The following is an 18161-nucleotide window of genomic DNA, read 5'->3' as shown; positions in this document are numbered from 1 at the left end:
CCCGTTACTGCTGCGGGGCTGGCGCGACCGGCGTCACGGGCGCCACCGGCGCCACCGACATGGCCGGCAGCACCGGCTTGATGGCTGCCAGGCGACGCATGATCTGCTGCACCATGTCATTGCGCATGTCGCGGTACAGCTGCGCCTCTTCCGTTTCCTTCGCCAGCACCTGCGAATCGTTGAAGGTGATCGGACGATTCAGGCTGATGCTCGTCGGTCCCAGCAACTGGTTGCCGGCCTTGTCCAGCACGCGGAAGTTGATCGAATAACCGAGCTGGTATTCGCTCACGCGGCCGTTGCTGTTCAGGGACAGGATGGTCTTGGTACGGTTCTTCTCCGGATCGCTGAGCACCTCGAACACGGCGTCGGCACCATTCTTGGTGTCGACCACTTCCGTGCTGCCGACGGCGCGGATATAGCGCTTCAGGTCAATCGCCAGCGGCGACGTGTCGGGCAAGCCGATATACATCGTCGCGAACGGCAGCATGAAGCTGCCGTTCGAACCGCGCAGGTGGAAGCCGCAGGCCGACAGCAGGACAGTCAGGCCCAGCGCCAGCACGGCACGGCGGCCCAACAGCGATACGGAGGAAGAAGTCGTCATGATTACACCACGATGCTGATTAACTTGCCTGGCACGACGATGATTTTCTTCGGCGTGGTCTCGACGTACTTCTGCACACTCTCGCACGCCAGCGCGGCCGCTTCGATGCTGGCCTTATCCGCATCCTTGGCCACCGTGATCGAGCCGCGCAGCTTGCCATTCACCTGGATCATCATCTCGATCTCGGACTGTTCCAGCGCGGCCGGATCGACCTGCGGCCACGGCGCGTTGAGCAAGTCGCCGTGCACGCCGGCATAGCCCAGCTCTTGCCACAGCACGTGGGTGATGTGCGGCGCGACGGGGTTGAGCAGGCGCAGGAAGATGGAGAATCCTTCGGCGATCAGGGCCTTCGACTGCGCGCTGTCATCCAGCTTGGCCGATTCCAGGGTGTTGAGCATCTTCATGCAGGCCGACACCACGGTGTTGTACTGGATGCGCTTCAAGTCGTAATCGGCTTGCTGCAGCAGCTTGTGCAATTCGCGGCGCAGGTTTTTCTGCGCGTCGCCCGTGGCAGGAGCGGCGCCGCCAGCCAGTGCGGCCTGGATCGTTGCCGACTGCGCGTAGCCGAAGTTCCATACGCGGCGCAGGAAGCGGTTCGCGCCTTCGACGCCGCTGCCCGACCATTCCAGGGTCTGTTCCGGCGGCGAGGCGAACATGGTGAACAGGCGGGCCGTGTCGGCGCCATACTGTTCGATCTGCGCTTGCGGGTCGATGCCGTTGTTCTTCGACTTCGACATTTTTTCCGTGCCGCCGATTTCCACCGGCTGGCCGTCGGCCACCAGGATGGCGGACTGCGGACGGCCCTTGTCATCGAGGGACAGGCGCACGTCGTCCGGGTTGAACCAGGTGGTCTTGCCCGCTGCATCCTTGCGGAAGTAGGTTTCGTTCAGCACCATGCCCTGCGTCAGCAGGTTGACGAATGGCTCGTCGAACTTGACCAGGCCGAAGTCGCGCATGATCTTGGTCCAGAAGCGCGCGTACAGCAAGTGCATGACGGCGTGTTCGATGCCGCCGATGTACTGGTCCATCGGCATCCAGTAATCGTTGCGCGCGTCGACCATGGCGTCGTTCGAGCCTGGCGAGGTATAGCGCATGTAGTACCACGACGAATCGACGAAGGTATCCATGGTGTCCGTCTCGCGGCGCGCCGGCTTGCCGCACTGCGGGCAGTCGCACTGCAGGAAGGCTTCATATTTGTTCAGCGGGTTGCCCGTGCCGTCTGGCACGCAGTCTTCCGGCAGCACCACCGGCAAGTCTTTTTCCGGCACCGGCACCACGCCGCAATCGGCGCAATGGATCATCGGAATCGGCGTGCCCCAGTAGCGCTGGCGCGAAATGCCCCAGTCGCGCAGGCGGAACGTGGTTTTCTTCTCGCCCAGGCCCAATTCGGCCAGGTCGGCGGCCACCGCATCGACGGCGGAGGCGAAATGCAGGCCGTCGTACTTGCCGGAGGCGATGCACACGCCATCCTTGCTGCCGTACGATTCCTGCCAGGCGTCGGTCGAAAATTCCTGTCCCTTGACTTCGATCACTTGCTTGATCGGCAGATTGTATTTCTTGGCAAAGCCGAAGTCGCGCTCGTCGTGCGCCGGCACGCCCATCACGGCGCCATCGCCGTAGGTGATCAGGACGTAGTTGCCGACCCACACTTCCACTTGCGCGCCCGTCAGCGGATGGGTGACGAACAGGCCGGTCGGCATGCCCTTCTTCTCCATCGTCGCCATGTCCGCCTCGATGACGGAACCCAGTTTGCATTCGGCGTTGAAGGCGGCCAGCGCAGGATTGGTTTGCGCGGCGTGGATGGCCAGCGGGTGCTCGGCGGCCACGGCGCAGAAGGTCACGCCCATGACGGTGTCCGGGCGCGTGGTGAAGACGTACAGCTTGCCGTCGCCGATCAGGGCGCCTTCGGCATCCTTGATCTGGTGCGGGAAGGCGAAGCGCACGCCCGTCGACTTGCCGATCCAGTTGGTCTGCATGGTACGCACGCGCTCGGGCCAGCCCGGCAGCTTGTCATCCACATACGCCAGCAATTCTTCCGCATAATCGGTGATGCGCGCGTAGTACATGGGGATTTCGCGCTTTTCGATCAGCGCGCCGGAACGCCAGCCCTTGCCGTCGACGACTTGTTCGTTGGCCAGCACGGTCTGGTCGATCGGGTCCCAGTTCACGGTACCGGTCTTCTTGTAGATGATGCCTTTTTCCAGCATCTTGAGGAACATCCACTGGTTCCATTTGTAGTATTCAGGCTTGCAGGCGGTCATTTCGCGCGACCAGTCGATGGCTAGGCCCATCGATTCCATCTGCTGCTTCATGTGGGCGATGTTCGAATACGTCCATTGCGCGGGCGGCACGTTGTTGGCCATGGCCGCGTTTTCCGCCGGCATGCCGAACGCATCCCAGCCCATCGGCATGAGCACGTTGTAACCGTTCATGCGCAGGTAGCGGTACATCACATCATTGATCGTATAGTTGCGTACGTGTCCCATGTGCAGCTTGCCCGAAGGGTAAGGTAGCATCGAGCAGGCAAAATACTTGCCTTTTGGGAAACGTGGGTCGTGTTCGACGGCTTTATAGGCGTCGATCGCCTTCCAATGGGATTGGGCGGATTGTTCGACGTCGGCGGGACTATATTTATCTTGCATAATGGATGTGCGACCAGCGTGGCCCGGCCAAAAGTGAATATGAACCGAGCATTATACTGGTTGTCGCCGCCCGATAGCGCGGCACGCTGGCGGCCCGGGCCGGCATATTTTTGCCGGCGTCCAATTATGCTGTGTCATATGTCACAATCTTGTTCTTTGCATCAACGCCGGCCATGATTGTCTACCAGGAATATCTGCCCATCCCCGCCCTGCGGCCGTGGCTGGACTGCGTCTGGACCTGCCGCGTGCAGACGGGCACCACGCCCCTCACCCATCAGGTCTTGCCCGACAATTGCATCGACATCCTGTGCCAGGACCAGCAGGACGCCAGCTTTGCCGTGGGCATGATGACGGCGCCGATTGCCGTCGTCAGCCACGGCCTGGTGCAGACGGTGGCGGCCCGCTTCAAGCCGGGCGCGGCGGCGCGCTTCTTCCAGCTGCCCCTGTGCGAACTCAACGATGGCCGCGCGGAGCTGCAGCAGCTGTGGGGGCGCGAGCTGGCGGCCCGCCTCGGTGAGGCGCTGTGGAGCGAGCCCTTGTCCAATGCACAAAGAATTTCCATCTTGCAAGATTATCTGCTGCTACGCCTGCGCCAGGGGCCGCCGCTGCGCCCGGCCGGGATCGCCGAGCACGCCATCGCCGCCATCGAAGGCGCGCAGGGCATGCTGCGCGTCGAGGGCCTGGCCGGGCAGCTGGGCGTGTCGCGCCAGCACCTGGCCCTGCAATTCCGGCGGCAAGTCGGCATCAGCCCGAAACTGTTTGCCCGCATCTGCCGTTTCCGGGCCGCCAGCGCTGGCTTGAAAAGCCTGCCGCAGCAGCCGGACTGGGCGCAAGTGGCCTTGCAATACGGCTATTTCGACCAGTCGCACCTGATCCACGACTTCCAGGATTTCGCCCATAGCTCGCCCGACGCCTGGCTGGCGGGCCGGCGCGCATGAACACCTTCCATTTTTCCAATCGCGCGGCACGCGCCGGTGGCATGATGGCGCCAGGTATTTCGCCGACTATTTCAACCAACAGGAGCAGAACATGATCAAGGGCTTGCGCACCGTCACCTATCCCGTCCCCGACCTGGACCAGGCCAAGGCCTGGTACAGCCAGGTATTTGGCACGGCACCGTATTTCGACCAGCCGTTCTATGTCGGCTTTGCCATCGGCGGCTTCGAACTGGGCCTGCTGCCGGACGGCCAGCCGGGCACGCAAGGCAGCGTGACCTACTGGGGCGTGGACGGCATCGAGCAGGAAGTCGAACGCATCGTCGCGCTGGGCGCCACCCTGCACCACCCGCTCACGGACGTGGGCGACGGCATCCGCACGGTGGAATTGCTCGACCCGTTCGGCAACCAGATCGGCTTCATCGACAATCCCCATTTCGACACGGCCAAGGTACGTTAAGTTGCATTAAGCGGCGGCCTCGCCCTGCAGCCACTGCCGGAACTGCTGCAAGGCCGTCTTTTCATGCGCCGCTTCGGGCGTGATCAGGTAATACGCCCGCTGGCCGCGCAGTGGGCGCTCGCAGACGATGCGCAATTCGCCGCGCGCCAGCTCCGCCTCCACCAGCATGCGGGGGAGCAAGACCACGCCCTGCCCCTGCACGGCCGCCATGGCCAGCATGGAAAACAGTTCATAGCGGGCGCCGTAGCGCGCTGACTCGCCATCGACCTGCATGGCGTCAAACCACTGGCGCCATGCACCGGGACGCGTGCTTTGCTGCAGCAAGGTCAGTTCCAGCAGATGCTCCGGCTGCCAATCGCTGCGCGCCGCCAGCAGGCGGGGGCTGGCGACGGGCACGATCTCTTCATGCATGAGCAAGGTGGCCCGCGTGCCGGGCCAGCGCGCCAGCTGCTCGGGCGTGCCCGCATACAGGGCGCCGTCATATTCCGTATCAGCAAACATGAACGGTTTCGTGTAGGCATCGATGTGCACGACGACGTCCGGCTGCTCGCTGGCAAAGCTGGCCAGGCGCGGCATCAGCCAGCGCGTGGCAAAGGTGGGCACGGAGGCGAGCTGCAAGGCGCCGCCCCCGCCCTGGCGCGCCATGGTGTCGAGCGTGTCGCGCTCCAGGCCGTCCAAGCGGGCGGCGATCTGGCGCGCATACGCGGTGCCGGCCGAGGTCAGCAGCACGCCGTGGCGCGTGCGCTGGAACAGTTGCACGCCAAGAAAGCTTTCCAGCGATGAAATCTGGCGCGAGACGGCGCTTTGCGTCAGCGACAGTTCGCGCGCCGCATGCGTGTAGCTCTGGTGGCGCGCGGCCGCCTCGAAGCAATTCAAGGCTTGCAGCATGGGAATTTTACGGGACATCGGTGGGCCAGCGCATCGGGAAAACCTCCAGTATGCCGCAAGATATGCACAGCACGCATGTCTGGGTGCAAATAAATCGTTTGCGCAAGGTACGGCAAGAATCTACCATGAGCCATATTCAATCTTGCGCCGATCACCGGCGCTCACCTGCGAGGCCTGTGATGAGCAAAACTGCATTCGACTGGAATTCCCCCCTGCTGCTGGAAGAACAACTGACGGGCGACGAACGCGCCGTGCTGGAAGCGGCCCGCGACTATTGCCAGGGCAGCCTGGTGCCTAGAGTGCTCGAATCGTTCCGCCATGGCCGCACGGACGCCGCCATCTTCCGCGAAATGGGAGAGCTGGGCTTGCTGGGCACGACCATTCCGGAACAGTACGGCGGCGCCGGCCTGAACTACGTCTGCTACGGCCTGGCCGCGCGCGAAGTCGAGCGCGTCGATTCGGGCTACCGCTCGATGATGAGCGTGCAATCGTCGCTGGTGATGGTGCCGATCAATGCCTTCGGCAACGAAGAAACCAAACAGAAATACTTGCCGAAACTGGCGACGGGCGAATACATCGGCTGCTTCGGCCTGACGGAACCGAACCACGGCTCCGACCCGGGCAGCATGGTCACGCGCGCGCGCAAGGTGCCGGGCGGCTACAGCCTGTCCGGCGCCAAGATGTGGATCACCAACAGCCCCATCGCCGACGTGTTCGTCGTCTGGGCCAAGGATGACGAAGGCGCGATCCGCGGCTTCGTACTGGAAAAAGGCTGGAAAGGCCTGTCGGCGCCGGAAATCCACGGCAAGGTCGGCTTGCGCACCAGCATCACGGGCGAAATCGTCATGGATGAAGTGTTTTGCCCGGAAGAAAATGCCTTCCCCGACGTGCGCGGCCTGAAGGGACCATTTACTTGCCTGAACAGCGCCCGCTACGGCATCGCCTGGGGCGCGCTGGGCGCGGCGGAAGACTGCTACCTGAAGGCCCGCCAGTACACGATGGACCGCCAGCAATTCGGCCGCCCTCTCGCCGCGAATCAATTGGTGCAAAAGAAACTGGCCGACATGCTGACGGAAATCACCATGGGCTTGCAAGGCTGTTTGCGCCTGGGCCGCATGAAGGATGAAGGCTCGCCCGCCGTGGAAATCACCTCCATTATGAAGCGCAACAGCTGCGGCAAGGCGCTGGACATCGCCCGCATGGCGCGCGACATGATGGGTGGTAACGGCATTTCCGACGAGTTCGGCGTGATCCGCCACCTGGTCAACCTGGAAGTGGTCAACACCTATGAAGGCACGCACGATGTGCACGCGCTGATCATCGGCCGCGCCATCACCGGCATCGCCGCCTTCAACTAATGGACGCCTTGGCTTCCACCCTCGCTTCCACCCTGCGGCCCGCGCCGCTGACCGGCTTGCGCGTGCTGGACCTGTCGCGCGTGCTGGCCGGCCCGTGGGCCGGGCAAATGCTGGCCGACCTGGGCGCCGACGTCGTCAAGGTTGAACAACCGGGACGCGGCGACGACACGCGCTCGTGGGGCCCGCCCTACTTGAAGGATGAAGACGGCCGCGATACGGCCGAGGCCGCCTATTTCCAGTGCGCCAACCGCAACAAGCGCTCCCTGTGCATCGACCTGGCCGCGCCTGAAGGGCAAGCCCTGGTGCGCCAGCTGGCCGCCGAATCGGACGTGCTGCTGGAAAATTTCAAGCTCGATGGTTTGAAGCAATACGGCCTCGATGCGGCCAGCTTGCTGGCGCTTAACCCGCGCCTCGTGTATTGCTCGATTACCGGCTTTGGCCAGGACGGGCCGTACGCGGCGCGCGCCGGCTACGACTTCCTGATCCAGGGCATGGGCGGCCTGATGAGCATCACGGGCGTGCCCGACGGCCAGCCGGGCGCCGGGCCGCAAAAAGTGGGCGTGGCGCAAACGGACATCATGACGGGCCTGTATGCCACCATCGCCGTGCAGGCGGCGCTGGCAGAACGCGAACGCTCTGGCCTGGGCCAGCATATCGACCTGGCCCTGCTCGACGTGCAGGTGGCGGCGCTGGGCAACCAGGCCGCCAACTATCTGTGCGGGGGAAAAGTGCCCCAGCGCATGGGCAATGCGCATCCGAACATTGTTCCATATCAAGACTTTCCCACGGCCGATGGCGACATGATCCTGGCGATCGGCAACGACGGGCAGTTTTCGCGCTTCTGCGCCGTCGCCGGCCATCCGGAATGGGCGCAGGATGAACGTTTCGCCACCAATCCGCAGCGCGTGGCGCACCGCGCGACCCTGATCCCCCTGATGCGCCAGACCACGGTCATGCGCACGACGGCCGAATGGATCAGCGCCTTCGAGGCGCAAGCCGTGCCGTGCGGCCCCGTCAACCGCATCGACCAGGTCTTTGCCGACCCACAAGTGGTGGCGCGCGGCTTGAAAGTGGAGATGCCGCATCCGACGGCAGGCACGGTGGCGCTGGTGGCCAATCCCGTGCGCCTGTCCGGCTCGCCGGTGCAATACCGCCTGCCGCCGCCCTTGCTGGGACAGCATACGGACGAGGTGTTGCAGCAATGGCTGGGCCTCGATGGCGGCCAGATCGATGGTTTGCGCGAACGCAAGGTCGTCTAAAGAAAAACGCCGGGCAGTGGCAAGACTGTCCGGCGTTTTTTATGTTTTCAGCGTTACTTCAGCGTCAATTTCAGCGCCGGCTTTTCGCCATAATCCTCATAGCGCTCATTGATGCCGGCGATACAGAACGTCATTTCTTCCAGCACATCCGGCGCTTGCGCCTTCATGCTTTCCGCATCCTGCACGACGATGTCCAGCACTTCGTTCGGCTTCAAACGGAATTGCGTCATGTTTTCATCGTCGCGCAGGTAGCTGAGGCAATCGACCCAGGCATCCATGCTGTTGCCGTAAAACTCGGGAAAACCGAAGGCTTGCACGCACTGCGCGTGAAAGCTGGCTGCGTCGGTAATCTCTTTTCCATTCAGGATGGCAGTGGCCATATCGTTCCTCAGTTCTTCAGCGACAGCACGTCCTGCATGTCGAACAGGCCCGTCGGCTTGTCAGCCAGGAAACGCGCGGCGCGCAGGGCGCCGTGGGCGTAGGTGACGCGGCTGCTCGACTTGTGGCTGATCTCGATGCGCTCGCCGATGCCGGCAAACAGCACCGTATGGTCGCCCACGATATCGCCGCCACGGATGGTGGCAAAGCCGATGGTCGACGGATCGCGTTCGCCCGTCACGCCTTCGCGGCCATACACGGCGCATTCCTTCAGGTCGCGGCCCAGGGCGCCGGCCACCACTTCCCCCATCTGCAGGGCCGTGCCCGATGGCGCATCGACCTTGTAGCGGTGGTGCGCTTCGATGATTTCGATGTCGTAGCCTTCGGACAGGCTTTTTGCGGCCAGTTCCAGCAGTTTCATGGTGACATTCACGCCCACGCTCATGTTCGGCGCGAACATGATGGCCGTCTTTTCGGCGGCGGCGGCAATGGCCGCCTTGCCCGCGTCATCGAAACCGGTGGTGCCGATGATCATCTTGATGCCGTGTTCGGCGCAATACGCCAGGTGCTCCAGGGTGCCTTCGGGGCGCGTGAAGTCGATCAGGAAATCGGCGTTCGCCAGGCCCTTGGCCAGGTCGGACTGCGTCAGCACGCCTGCCGGCTTGCCCAGGAAGGCAGCGGCATCCTGCCCGATCGTCGGCGAACCGGCGCGGTCGAGGGCGCCTGCCAGGATGGCGTCCGGCGCATTGCTGACCGCTTCGATCAGGATATGGCCCATGCGGCCGCTGGCGCCAGCGATGGCAATTTTCAGTTCAGTCATTATTTTCTCTTACAGCTACTTATTTGGTGGGTTCGACAGCGGGCGCCGGTGCAGCTTCGGCGGCAGGCGCAGGGGTCACCTCAGGCTTGCTCACAGGAATGGCGGGCGCGGCATCGGCCGGGACCGGCACGGCGCTGGGCGCCACGGGCGACGGCACGGCAGCGGCTGGCACATCGGCCTTGGCCACCTTGGCGAACGGCGACGGGCCGGCGATGCGGTCGATGTATTCTTTCTCTGTCGGCAAGTTGCCGCCTTCGAAACGGGCGACCTTGCCCTCCTTGTCAAAGAACACGATCACGCGGCTGCTGGTGGTTTCGCCATTGCCCCGCGCCAGGCGGAAAGGATAATCCCAGCGGTCGGCATGGAAGATATCGGTCAGCAGCGACGTGCCGAGGATGAAGCGCACCTGGTCGCGCGTCATGCCGACTTTCAGCTGGGCCAGCATCTCTTCGGAGATAAAGTTGCCTTGCTGAATGTCAGGACGGTAGGGCGAGAAAAACCACATGAATTTCTGCAGTGGCGTGACGGTGGTCGTTTGCGCGCCCTGTTCCGGGACGACTTCCTTGCCTTCCTTCAGCGTCACCGCCGGCTTTTCGCCGAGGATGCCGCGGCTGGCACAGCCGGACGCCAGCAGCGCAACACAGACCATGCCTGCCACGACTGGGGCTCGAAAGGAAAGACGGTGCCAGAGAGATGGCAATACAGCCGGTGTTACGCGCATAAATGACCTCAATTTGATGAACAAAACGCCAGGAGTGACCGGCCAGCCAAAAAATGCATATTTTGGCACTCCCCGCTAAAACGCTATATGATAAAGCACCTGACCCACATACGAGCAACAAACATGAGTAACAATCCTAGTGATCTCAAGGCAAGCGGCCTGAAAGCGACCCTGCCACGGCTGAAGATACTCGATATCTTCCAGAGTAGCCCGGTACGCCACCTGACAGCGGAAGACGTCTACAAGATTCTGCTGGCCGACAATATGGATGTCGGCTTGGCAACTGTCTACCGTGTCCTGACGCAATTCGAACAAGCCGGCTTGCTTAACCGCAACCATTTTGAAACCGGCAAGGCGATTTTCGAGCTCAACGAAGGTTCCCACCACGACCATCTGGTGTGCCTCGATTGTGGCCGGGTCGAAGAATTCTTCGACGAAGACATCGAAATCCGCCAGCAAAAAGTGGCGGAAGAACGCGGTTTCAAGATCGCCGAACACGCCCTGGCCATCTACGGCAATTGCATCAAGACGGCCTGCCCGCATAAAACAGCCTGATCTGTGCCGGCCGCATCCGCAAGGGAAAGGCCGGCAGGGCGATCAATGATGGCTCAGCGCGTTCGACAGTAATTTCGCCGTGATATCGACAATCGGGATGACCCGCTCGTATGCCATGCGGGTCGGCCCGATCACTCCCAACGTTCCCACGATCTTGCCGTTGACTTCATACGGCGCCGTCACCACGCTCATTTCATCCATCGGCACGAGGTTCGATTCGCCGCCGATGAAAATCTGCACGCCCGTCGCCTTGCTCGACACGTCAAGCAGCTGCATCAGGCCCGTCTTTTGCTCGAACATGTCGAACATCTGGCGCAGCGAACTCATGTTCGATGACAGGTCGCTCACGCTGAGCAGGTTGCGCTCACCGGAAATGACCATGTCGTCGCTGTGGTCGGCCATCGCTTCGCTGCCCGCTTCCACGGCAGCCTGCATCAGGCTGCCCATGTCGTCGCGCAACTGGCGCAGTTCGCCCTGCAGGCGCACGCGCACGGCATCGAACGACAGGCCGCCATAATTCTGGTTGATGTAGTTGGCCGACTGCACCAGCTGCGCCGGCGTGTAGTCGGCCTCCGTCAGCAATAAACGGTTCTGCACGTCGCCGCCCGGGGCGACGATGACGAGCAGGATGCGTTTTTCCGACAGGCGCAGGAATTCGATCTGCTGGAACACGGATTCGCGGCGCGGACTGAGCACGACCCCGGCAAACTGCGACAGCGAGGACAGCATCTGCGCCGCATTGGCGATGGTGCGTTGCGGCGTCTGCAGGCGCAGGGGCGATTCCACCAGGTGCTCGTCCAGGTGCTTGACGGTCAGCAAGGTGTCGACAAAGATACGGTAGCCGCGCGGCGTGGGGATGCGTCCGGCCGAGGTATGCGGGCTGGCCACATAGCCGAGCTCTTCCAGGTCGGCCATGATGTTGCGGATGGTGGCCGGCGACAGGTCGAGGCCGGAAATCTTCGACAAGGCGCGCGAACCGACCGGCAGGCCGTCGGCGATATATCGCTCGACCAGGGCTTTCAGCAGGGTTTGGGCACGTGTATCGAGTTGCATGATGATTAGTTAAGCAAGTATTCTTTAAGCAAGTGTTCTTTTAGGCAAGCGGCCAAGAAAGCGGCCGAACGCGCAGCAACAGCGCCTATTATGCACGTTCGTCGGCCGGGCGGCGATCAATCTTCCAGTTGCTGGCGTAGCCACAGCAGCAATTCGTCAAAGTTGGCGCAGATGGCGTCGGGCCGCACGCCGGCCGCCAGATGCGCATCGCTGCCCTTGCGGTTCATCCACACGGCCCGCATGCCCGCCCCCTGCGCCCCCGTCACGTCGAAATACAGGTCGTCGCCCACGTACACAGCCTCGTGCGGCGCCACGCCCAGCGCGGCACAGCCGGCCAGGAAGATGCTGGCATCGGGCTTGGCCACGCCAAAATCGCTGGCCGCGATCGATACCTTGAAATGCTGCGCCAGGCCGATAATTTCAAGATCCGCATTGCCGTTCGAGATGGAGCCGACCAGCATGCGCTGCCGCATCCAGGCCAGGCCAGGCAGGACGTCGTCGAACGGCTGGACGCGGTTGCGCGCGGCCAGGAATTGCCGGATGGCGCCATCGACGAGGGCGGGGTCCTCTCCCGCCGCTTCGAAAGCGCTCAGCAGGCCGGCGCGGCGCAGTTCGATCAGGTTGCCATGAAAATGCGGCTGCGCATTGAGCATGGCCAAACGGTGCTGGCGCAGCACTTCGATGGAGAACTGCTGGGCCACTTTGGGCGCGTGCGCGGCCAGCCAGTCGTGCAACAGGGTTTCGGCGGCGGCGATCACGGGCGCGATGGGCCACAGGGTATCGTCGAGGTCGAACAGGATGGCCTTCGGCGGCACGGCAGGCGGGACAGGGGCTAGGGGCATGGCATTCACAAAAAAGATGGCGCGCCACGGTGCGCAGCGTGCCTCTATTGTCGCACCGATCGCCGCCGCCGGCATGGCGATGCCCCGGGCAAATGGGGCCAGGCCGGCGCCTCTGGGCGAAAAATTGTTACAGGGAGATACAAGGCAAGATCAATCCGCTTGCCAGATAGACTAAAATAGGCGCCATTCCAATGCGGCGCCAGCGTCCGCGTTGCGCTACCCTACCTAATTCGTTTTGGAGAATGTATGAAAAACTTGTACCTGCGCTCGATGCTGGCGGCGGCTTGCGCCGTCACACTGGCAGCTTGCGGTGGCAGCGGCGGCAATCTGTACCTGGGCGGCCAGGTATACGGCCTGGCAAAAGACGGCCTGATTCTTAAAAACGGTTCGGAAGAGTTGCCGGTCACCTCGGGCGCATCGTCGTTTTACTTCACCAAACTGGTCAGTACCGACGACCGCTACGACATCACCATCGCGCAGCAGCCGAAAGGCGCCGTCTGCACCATCGCCAATGGCAGCGGCAAGGCATCGAGCTACTCCGTGACCACGGCCTCGGTCACCTGCCAGACCAACACCTATGCCCTGAGCGGCACGGTCACGGGCCTGAGCGCCGACGGCCTGACCTTGGTAATTGGCAGCAACGGCACCAGCCCCTTGAAAGGCAGCACCACCTATACCTTCCCGGCGATCGCCGACGGCGCGCCCTACAATATTTCCATACGGACCCAGCCAACCGGCCTGACGTGCCGCTTCCAGGGTTCCACCAGCGCCGACGGCCACGATACGGTTGGCACGATGGGTTCCGCCGCCACGACGGCTGCCACACTCGACTGCACGGCGCCTTAAGCCCTGCGCTCCGTCACTATTTTTTTGGAGAAATACATGAAGTTATCCTTCCTGCGCCCATTCGCCGCGCTGCTGCTGACCCTGGGGCTGGCTGCTTGCGGCGGCAAGGCCACATACGATGTCAGCGGCACCATCACTGGCTTGAACAATAATGGCCTGGTCCTGACCAATGGCGGCGACACCGTCTCGCCCGGCGCCGGCGCCACCAGTTTCACGTTTGCCAAGCGCATCGATTACGGCACCAGCTACGACATCACCGTCACGCAAAATCCTGCCCACATGAGCTGCGGCGTCAGTGGCGGCACCGGTACGGCGGGCCACTATGTGAGCATCCAGGCGCTGGTGACCTGCTCGCAAAACGTGTACACCCTCGGCGGCTCGATCAGCGGCTTGACGGCGGATGGCTTGGTATTAATTAACGGCAACACACAAACCACGGTGGCCAAGGATGCCACGACCTTTGTCATGGGCGGCTCCGTCGCCGATGGCGCCACCTACGGCATCAGCGTCTTCACCCAGCCAACGGGCCTGAAGTGCGTCGTGCAGCCTGGCACCGGCACGGGCACCATGGGCGGCGCCAACGTCACCACGGTACAGATCGCCTGCAATCCAGGCTAAGCTGCACGAATGGCAGCCGCGCCGCGGCTGCCAGGGAGAGATATCATGGAAATCTATAGTTGATATTCCAAAGATAAATTGGAGTTATATGTGGCGATGCAGCATAATGCATCTGTCTCCTCCAACTCTTCCAAGAATTGGATTTAGCCCGCTTTTACCAGCGGGCTTTTTTTTGCCCAAAATTCCTCAGGCAGGCTTGTTCAAGCCCGGCTGCAGCATCTGCACGATGCTGGAGAAATCCTGCTGCGCATAGCCCGCTTGCGCATGCATCTGGTACAGCTGGCGCACCAGCCCGCCCAGGGGCGTGGGGGCGTTCGCCGACAAGGCCGACTGCTGCGCCAGGCCCAGGTCCTTCAGCATCAGCGCCGTGCCGAAGCCGCCGGTGTAGTTGCGCGACGCGGGCGTGCCGTCCATGACGCCGGGCCACGGGTTGTACACTTCCAGGGTCCAGTTGCGGCCCGAACTCTTGGCCATGATGTCGGACAAGACTTTCGGGTCCAGGCCATGCGCCACGCCCAGGTTCAGCGCCTCGGCCGTGCCGGCCATCAAAATGCCTAGCAGCATGTTGTTGCAAATCTTCGCCACCTGGCCCGCCCCCGCCTCGCCCGCATGGAAGATGTTCTTGCCCATCTTTTCCAGCAGGGGCCGCGCCTGCTGCAAGGCCGCTGCGCTGCCGCCGACGATGAAGGTCAGGGTGCCGGCCGCCGCACCCGCCGTGCCGCCCGAAACGGGCGCATCGATCATGGCAAAGCCCCGCTCGCTCGCCGCCTGCGCCACCTGGCGCGCCACGTCGGCGGCAATGGTGCTGCAATCGATGAACAGGGCGCCCGGCTTGGCCGAGTCCAGCACGCCGCCCGCCGCCAGGTACAGTTCCTGCACGTGCTTGTTGGCTGGCAGCATGGTGATGACGGCGTCCGCCGTCTGCACGGCGGCGCTGGCGGATGCGGCCGCCGTGGCGCCCGCCTCGACCAGCGAGGCCACGGTCGCCGGCGCCAGGTCGAATACGGATACGTGGAAGCCGGCGGCCACCAGGTTGCGGGCCATCGGTGCGCCCATGTTGCCCAGGCCGATAAAAGCAATATGTTGCATAAATGTCTCCTCTTCTTCTGTTAATGCAGATCCGCCAAGGGATGCGTGCTCCATGGCGCCTTGAAATAGCCGTCCAGATACGCTGCGCTGACGTCGGCCAGGCTGGCAGGCTGCCAGCGCGGCGCGTTGTCCTTGTCGATCAGCAAGGCGCGCACGCCTTCGCTGAAGTCCCCATGGGCGCAGCATTGCACGGCGACAATCAGTTCCAGCTGGAACACTTGCGCCAGACTCATGTGACGCGTGCGTTCGCGCATGGCCCACACGAGGGCTGCCGAGCTGGGCGCGCCCTTGTCCAGCGAGTGGGCCGCCTTTTGCAGCCAGGCCACATCGCCGTCATAGGCGGCAATGGCGGCCACCACTTCGGGCAAGGTGGGCGCTTGCGTCAGCGCGGCAATGGCGTCGAAGTTGGCGCGCACTTCGGACACGGGCAGCAGGGACGCCGGTGCCGAAAAGCCGCGCAGCAAGCGCCCCAGCTGCTGGTGGTTCGCCTGCGGGCTCGCTTGCCATTGCGCCAGCGCCAGCGCGTCGAGCACCATGGCGCGCTCTTCCTGGCGCAGGAAATAATCGCCCAGGCCTGTAAACAGGGCGTCGGCCGCGTTCAGCGGCGCGCCCGTCAAGCCCAGGAACAGGCCGCTGCGCCCCGGCATGCGGCCCAGGAACCAGCTGCCGCCCACGTCGGGGAACAGGCCGATGGTGATTTCCGGCATGGCGATGCGCGTGCTTTCCGTCACCACACGGTGGCTGGCGCCCGCCATCAGGCCCAGGCCGCCGCCCATGACGATGCCGCCGCCCCATACCAGCAGCGGTTTCGCATACGTATGGATGCGGTGGTCGAGCCGGTATTCCTCGGCAAAGAAGGCCAGCGCCTGCGGATTCGGCACAATGCCAGGCTGTTCAGCCACTGCCCCACGCAGGCTGCGCACGTCGCCGCCCGCACAGAAGGCCTTGTCCGTCGACGATTGCAGCACCACGCAGGCAATCTGCGCATCACCGGCCCAGCGCACGAGGGCGCCATCGATGGCGCGTATCATCTCCAGGGTCAGCGCGTGCAGCGATTTCGGCGCGTCGAGCGTGATGACGCCCAGCTTCATGCCGCCGGGACAGTCACGTTCCTCGATCTTCACAGTTTCAACAACATTAACGGTCTCAGCCATTCTTCCACTCCGCCGGACGTTTTTCCAGGAACGCCTGCACGCCCTCTTTCTGGTCTTGCGTCTCGAACAGGCCGAGGAACAGGGTGCGTTCGTCGGGCAGGGAGGCGACCAGGGGACGGCTGCGCGCGCCCTGGATCAGGGTCTTGCACGCCGTCACGCTGCTGGGGCTTTGACGGGCCACCTTGGCGGCCAGCGCCAGCGCCGTGGCGGCGGCCTTGCCGGTCGGCACGACTTCCTCGACGAGGCCGATGGCCAGGGCCTTGGCCGCATCGACTCTCTCGCCGCACAGGATCATGCGCTTGGCCCAGCCTTCGCCCACCAGCCACGGCAGATGCTGCGTGCCGCCCGCGCACGGCAGCAAGCCGACGGACGCTTCCGGCAAGGCCATCTGCGCGTGTTCCTCGGCGATGCGGATATCGCAGGCCAACGCGCATTCCAGGCCGCCGCCCATGGCATAGCCATTGATGGCGGCGATGCTGACGCCGCGAAACGCGGACAGGGCCTCGAAGGCTTCGCCAAAGGCGGCGGCCATGGCGAACGCCGTGTCCTTGTTGCCGTCGGCAAACACGTTCAGGTCGGCGCCGGCCGAGAAGAACTTGGCGCCGCCGCCCGTGATCACCAGCGCGTACACGTCGGCGTCCGCATTCAGGTCGGTCACCAGCTCTTTCAGGGCGCGCAGGCTGGCCTGGGTCCACGTGTGGGCGGGCGGGTTGTCGAGGGTCACCAGGGCCGTATGGCCACGGCGTTCCAGCAGCAGATTCGTATACACTTTAGTCATCGTAAGGTCTCCGTGGCGCCATCTTTCAGAATCGCTCGCGCGACGATCAGGCGCATGATTTCATTCGTCCCTTCCAGGATCTGGTGTACCCGCGTGTCGCGCACGTGGCGCTCGAGCGGGTACTCGCGGATGTAGCCATAGCCGCCATGCAGCTGCAGCGCATCGTTGGCCACATTAAACCCCACATCCGTGGCGAAACGTTTTGCCATGGCGCAATATGCCGTCGCGTCCGGGCTTTCCTGGTCCAGTTTCCAGGCCGCCAGGCGTACCATCTGGCGCGCCGCCACCAGTTCCGTCAGCATGTCGGCCAGCTTGAATTGCAAAGCCTGGAACTGGGCCAGCTCGCGGCCGAACTGCGTGCGCTCCTTCATGTACGTTTGCGCCCGCGTCAGGGCCGCCTGCGCCGTGCCCACCGAGCACACGGCGATGTTGATGCGTCCGCCATCGATGCCCTTCATGGCGATGGCAAAGCCTTCGCCTTCCGCACCCAGCAAATTACCGACAGGCACTTTCACCTGGTCGAAGCTGATGATGCGCGTGGGCTGGCTGTTCCAGCCCATCTTCTCTTCCTTCTTGCCGTACACGATGCCCGGCAAATTCGCCGGCACGGCAAAGGCGGAAATGCCGGCCGCGCCCTCGCCGCCGGTCCTCGCCATGACGATCAGCATGTCCGTCTGGCCCGCGCCCGAGATGAATGCTTTCGTACCGTCCAGCACATAAAAGTCGCCATCCTTGACGGCCTTGGTGCGCAGCGAGGCTGCATCGGAGCCCGACTGCGGTTCCGTCAGGCAATAGCTGGCCAGCTTCTGGCCGGCGGCCAGGGCCGGCACCCATGCGTCGCACAGGGCTTCCTGCCCCCAGCGCGACAGCATCCAGGTGGCCATGTTGTGGATGGTGATGTAGGCCGTGGTCGAGGTGCAGCCGCCGGCCAGTTCCTCGAAGACGATGGCCGCATCCTGGCGCGACAGGCCCAGGCCGCCCCAGCGCTGCGGCGTGTACAGGCCGCAAAAGCCCATCTCGCCCGCCTTGGCGATGGTTTCCACCGGGAAAATCGATTCCGCATCCCAGTGCGCCGCGTACGGTGCCAACTCGCCTTCGGCAAACGCGCGCGCCGCCTGCTGGAACTCGCGCTGTTCGTCGCTCAGTTCAAAGTCCATGGCAGCT

19 protein-coding genes are annotated in these 18161 nt (G+C 63.4%); 7 read left to right on the top strand and 12 right to left on the bottom strand.

Annotated features, from left to right (window positions below):
- Nucleotides 1-4 precede the first annotated feature (4 nt).
- Entirely contained in the window at nucleotides 5-601 is a 597-nt protein-coding gene (locus tag AC07VL_RS05085) for an LPS-assembly lipoprotein LptE (RefSeq protein WP_290599925.1), read from the bottom strand.
- A 2-nt stretch (nucleotides 602-603) separates the two neighbouring features.
- Nucleotides 604-3243: a leucine--tRNA ligase gene (gene leuS, locus AC07VL_RS05080; protein WP_494804869.1), complete on the bottom strand. Its 2640-nt coding sequence runs from the start codon at nucleotides 3241-3243 to the stop codon at nucleotides 604-606.
- A gap of 173 nt (nucleotides 3244-3416) precedes the next feature.
- Between leuS and AC07VL_RS05075 the strand changes: the two genes are divergently transcribed.
- Together AC07VL_RS05075 and AC07VL_RS05070 are read left to right on the top strand one after the other, a co-directional pair.
- Nucleotides 3417-4181: a DUF6597 domain-containing transcriptional factor gene (locus tag AC07VL_RS05075; protein WP_494804868.1), complete on the top strand. Its 765-nt coding sequence runs from the start codon at nucleotides 3417-3419 to the stop codon at nucleotides 4179-4181.
- A gap of 91 nt (nucleotides 4182-4272) precedes the next feature.
- Entirely contained in the window at nucleotides 4273-4638 is a 366-nt protein-coding gene (locus AC07VL_RS05070) for a VOC family protein (protein ID WP_494804867.1), read from the top strand.
- Nucleotides 4639-4644: 6 nt separating this feature from the next.
- Here AC07VL_RS05070 and AC07VL_RS05065 read toward each other — a convergent pair whose 3' ends face one another.
- On the bottom strand, nucleotides 4645-5544 hold the full coding sequence (locus AC07VL_RS05065) for a LysR substrate-binding domain-containing protein (protein WP_494804866.1): 900 nt from the start codon (nucleotides 5542-5544) through the stop codon (nucleotides 4645-4647).
- 161 nt (nucleotides 5545-5705) lie between these two features.
- On the opposite strand from AC07VL_RS05065, the gene AC07VL_RS05060 reads away from it, so the two are divergent.
- The gene (locus AC07VL_RS05060; RefSeq protein WP_290599917.1) at nucleotides 5706-6884 is read left to right on the top strand and encodes an acyl-CoA dehydrogenase; all 1179 of its coding nucleotides are present in this window, start codon (nucleotides 5706-5708) and stop codon (nucleotides 6882-6884) included.
- Between the two features lie 8 nt (nucleotides 6885-6892).
- Nucleotides 6893-8143, top strand: a complete 1251-nt coding sequence (locus AC07VL_RS05055; protein ID WP_494804865.1) for a CaiB/BaiF CoA transferase family protein — start codon at nucleotides 6893-6895, stop codon at nucleotides 8141-8143.
- A gap of 53 nt (nucleotides 8144-8196) precedes the next feature.
- Here the strand turns inward: AC07VL_RS05055 and AC07VL_RS05050 are convergent, their stop codons facing one another.
- The 3 genes from AC07VL_RS05050 to AC07VL_RS05040 are packed head-to-tail and all read right to left on the bottom strand — an operon-like array spanning nucleotide 8197 to nucleotide 9990.
- On the bottom strand, nucleotides 8197-8523 hold the full coding sequence (locus AC07VL_RS05050; RefSeq protein WP_494804864.1) for a barstar family protein: 327 nt from the start codon (nucleotides 8521-8523) through the stop codon (nucleotides 8197-8199).
- A gap of 8 nt (nucleotides 8524-8531) precedes the next feature.
- On the bottom strand, nucleotides 8532-9341 hold the full coding sequence (gene dapB / locus AC07VL_RS05045; RefSeq protein WP_494804863.1) for a 4-hydroxy-tetrahydrodipicolinate reductase: 810 nt from the start codon (nucleotides 9339-9341) through the stop codon (nucleotides 8532-8534).
- A 19-nt stretch (nucleotides 9342-9360) separates the two neighbouring features.
- Nucleotides 9361-9990: an outer membrane protein assembly factor BamE gene (locus AC07VL_RS05040; protein WP_494804862.1), complete on the bottom strand. Its 630-nt coding sequence runs from the start codon at nucleotides 9988-9990 to the stop codon at nucleotides 9361-9363.
- Between the two features lie 195 nt (nucleotides 9991-10185).
- On the opposite strand from AC07VL_RS05040, the gene fur reads away from it, so the two are divergent.
- A complete protein-coding gene (fur, locus tag AC07VL_RS05035) occupies nucleotides 10186-10617 on the top strand; it encodes a ferric iron uptake transcriptional regulator (protein ID WP_071075246.1) in 432 nt (143 codons plus the stop codon).
- A 42-nt stretch (nucleotides 10618-10659) separates the two neighbouring features.
- On the opposite strand, the gene hrcA is transcribed toward fur, so the two are convergent.
- A complete protein-coding gene (gene hrcA / locus AC07VL_RS05030; protein ID WP_494804861.1) occupies nucleotides 10660-11670 on the bottom strand; it encodes a heat-inducible transcriptional repressor HrcA in 1011 nt (336 codons plus the stop codon).
- A 116-nt stretch (nucleotides 11671-11786) separates the two neighbouring features.
- Nucleotides 11787-12512, bottom strand: a complete 726-nt coding sequence (locus tag AC07VL_RS05025) for an HAD family hydrolase (protein WP_494804860.1) — start codon at nucleotides 12510-12512, stop codon at nucleotides 11787-11789.
- 246 nt (nucleotides 12513-12758) lie between these two features.
- On the opposite strand from AC07VL_RS05025, the gene AC07VL_RS05020 reads away from it, so the two are divergent.
- Together AC07VL_RS05020 and AC07VL_RS05015 are read left to right on the top strand one after the other, a co-directional pair.
- Nucleotides 12759-13358, top strand: coding sequence for a hypothetical protein (locus AC07VL_RS05020; protein WP_494804859.1), 600 nt, complete (start codon nucleotides 12759-12761; stop codon nucleotides 13356-13358).
- Between the two features lie 36 nt (nucleotides 13359-13394).
- A complete protein-coding gene (locus AC07VL_RS05015; RefSeq protein ID WP_494804858.1) occupies nucleotides 13395-13976 on the top strand; it encodes a hypothetical protein in 582 nt (193 codons plus the stop codon).
- A 186-nt stretch (nucleotides 13977-14162) separates the two neighbouring features.
- On the opposite strand, the gene mmsB is transcribed toward AC07VL_RS05015, so the two are convergent.
- From mmsB to AC07VL_RS04995, 4 genes are read right to left on the bottom strand one after another with little or no spacing between them, the layout of a single operon-like run.
- Nucleotides 14163-15065, bottom strand: a complete 903-nt coding sequence (gene mmsB, locus AC07VL_RS05010) for a 3-hydroxyisobutyrate dehydrogenase (protein WP_494804857.1) — start codon at nucleotides 15063-15065, stop codon at nucleotides 14163-14165.
- 20 nt (nucleotides 15066-15085) lie between these two features.
- Complete coding sequence (locus tag AC07VL_RS05005; protein WP_300754451.1) at nucleotides 15086-16219, bottom strand: enoyl-CoA hydratase/isomerase family protein; 1134 nt, start codon at nucleotides 16217-16219, stop codon at nucleotides 15086-15088.
- Nucleotides 16212-16997, bottom strand: a complete 786-nt coding sequence (locus AC07VL_RS05000) for an enoyl-CoA hydratase (protein WP_494804856.1) — start codon at nucleotides 16995-16997, stop codon at nucleotides 16212-16214. Before AC07VL_RS05000 ends, AC07VL_RS05005 begins: the two co-directional genes overlap by 8 nt.
- Nucleotides 16994-18154 carry an acyl-CoA dehydrogenase family protein gene (locus tag AC07VL_RS04995; RefSeq protein WP_494804855.1) on the bottom strand — a complete coding sequence of 387 codons (1161 nt, stop codon included), beginning with the start codon at nucleotides 18152-18154 and terminating at the stop codon, nucleotides 16994-16996. Before AC07VL_RS04995 ends, AC07VL_RS05000 begins: the two co-directional genes overlap by 4 nt.
- Between the last annotated feature and the right edge of the window lie 7 nt (nucleotides 18155-18161).

Source organism: Janthinobacterium sp. GW821-FHT03C08 (assembly GCF_059420905.1).
This window is presented reverse-complemented; position numbering and strand designations above follow the sequence as displayed.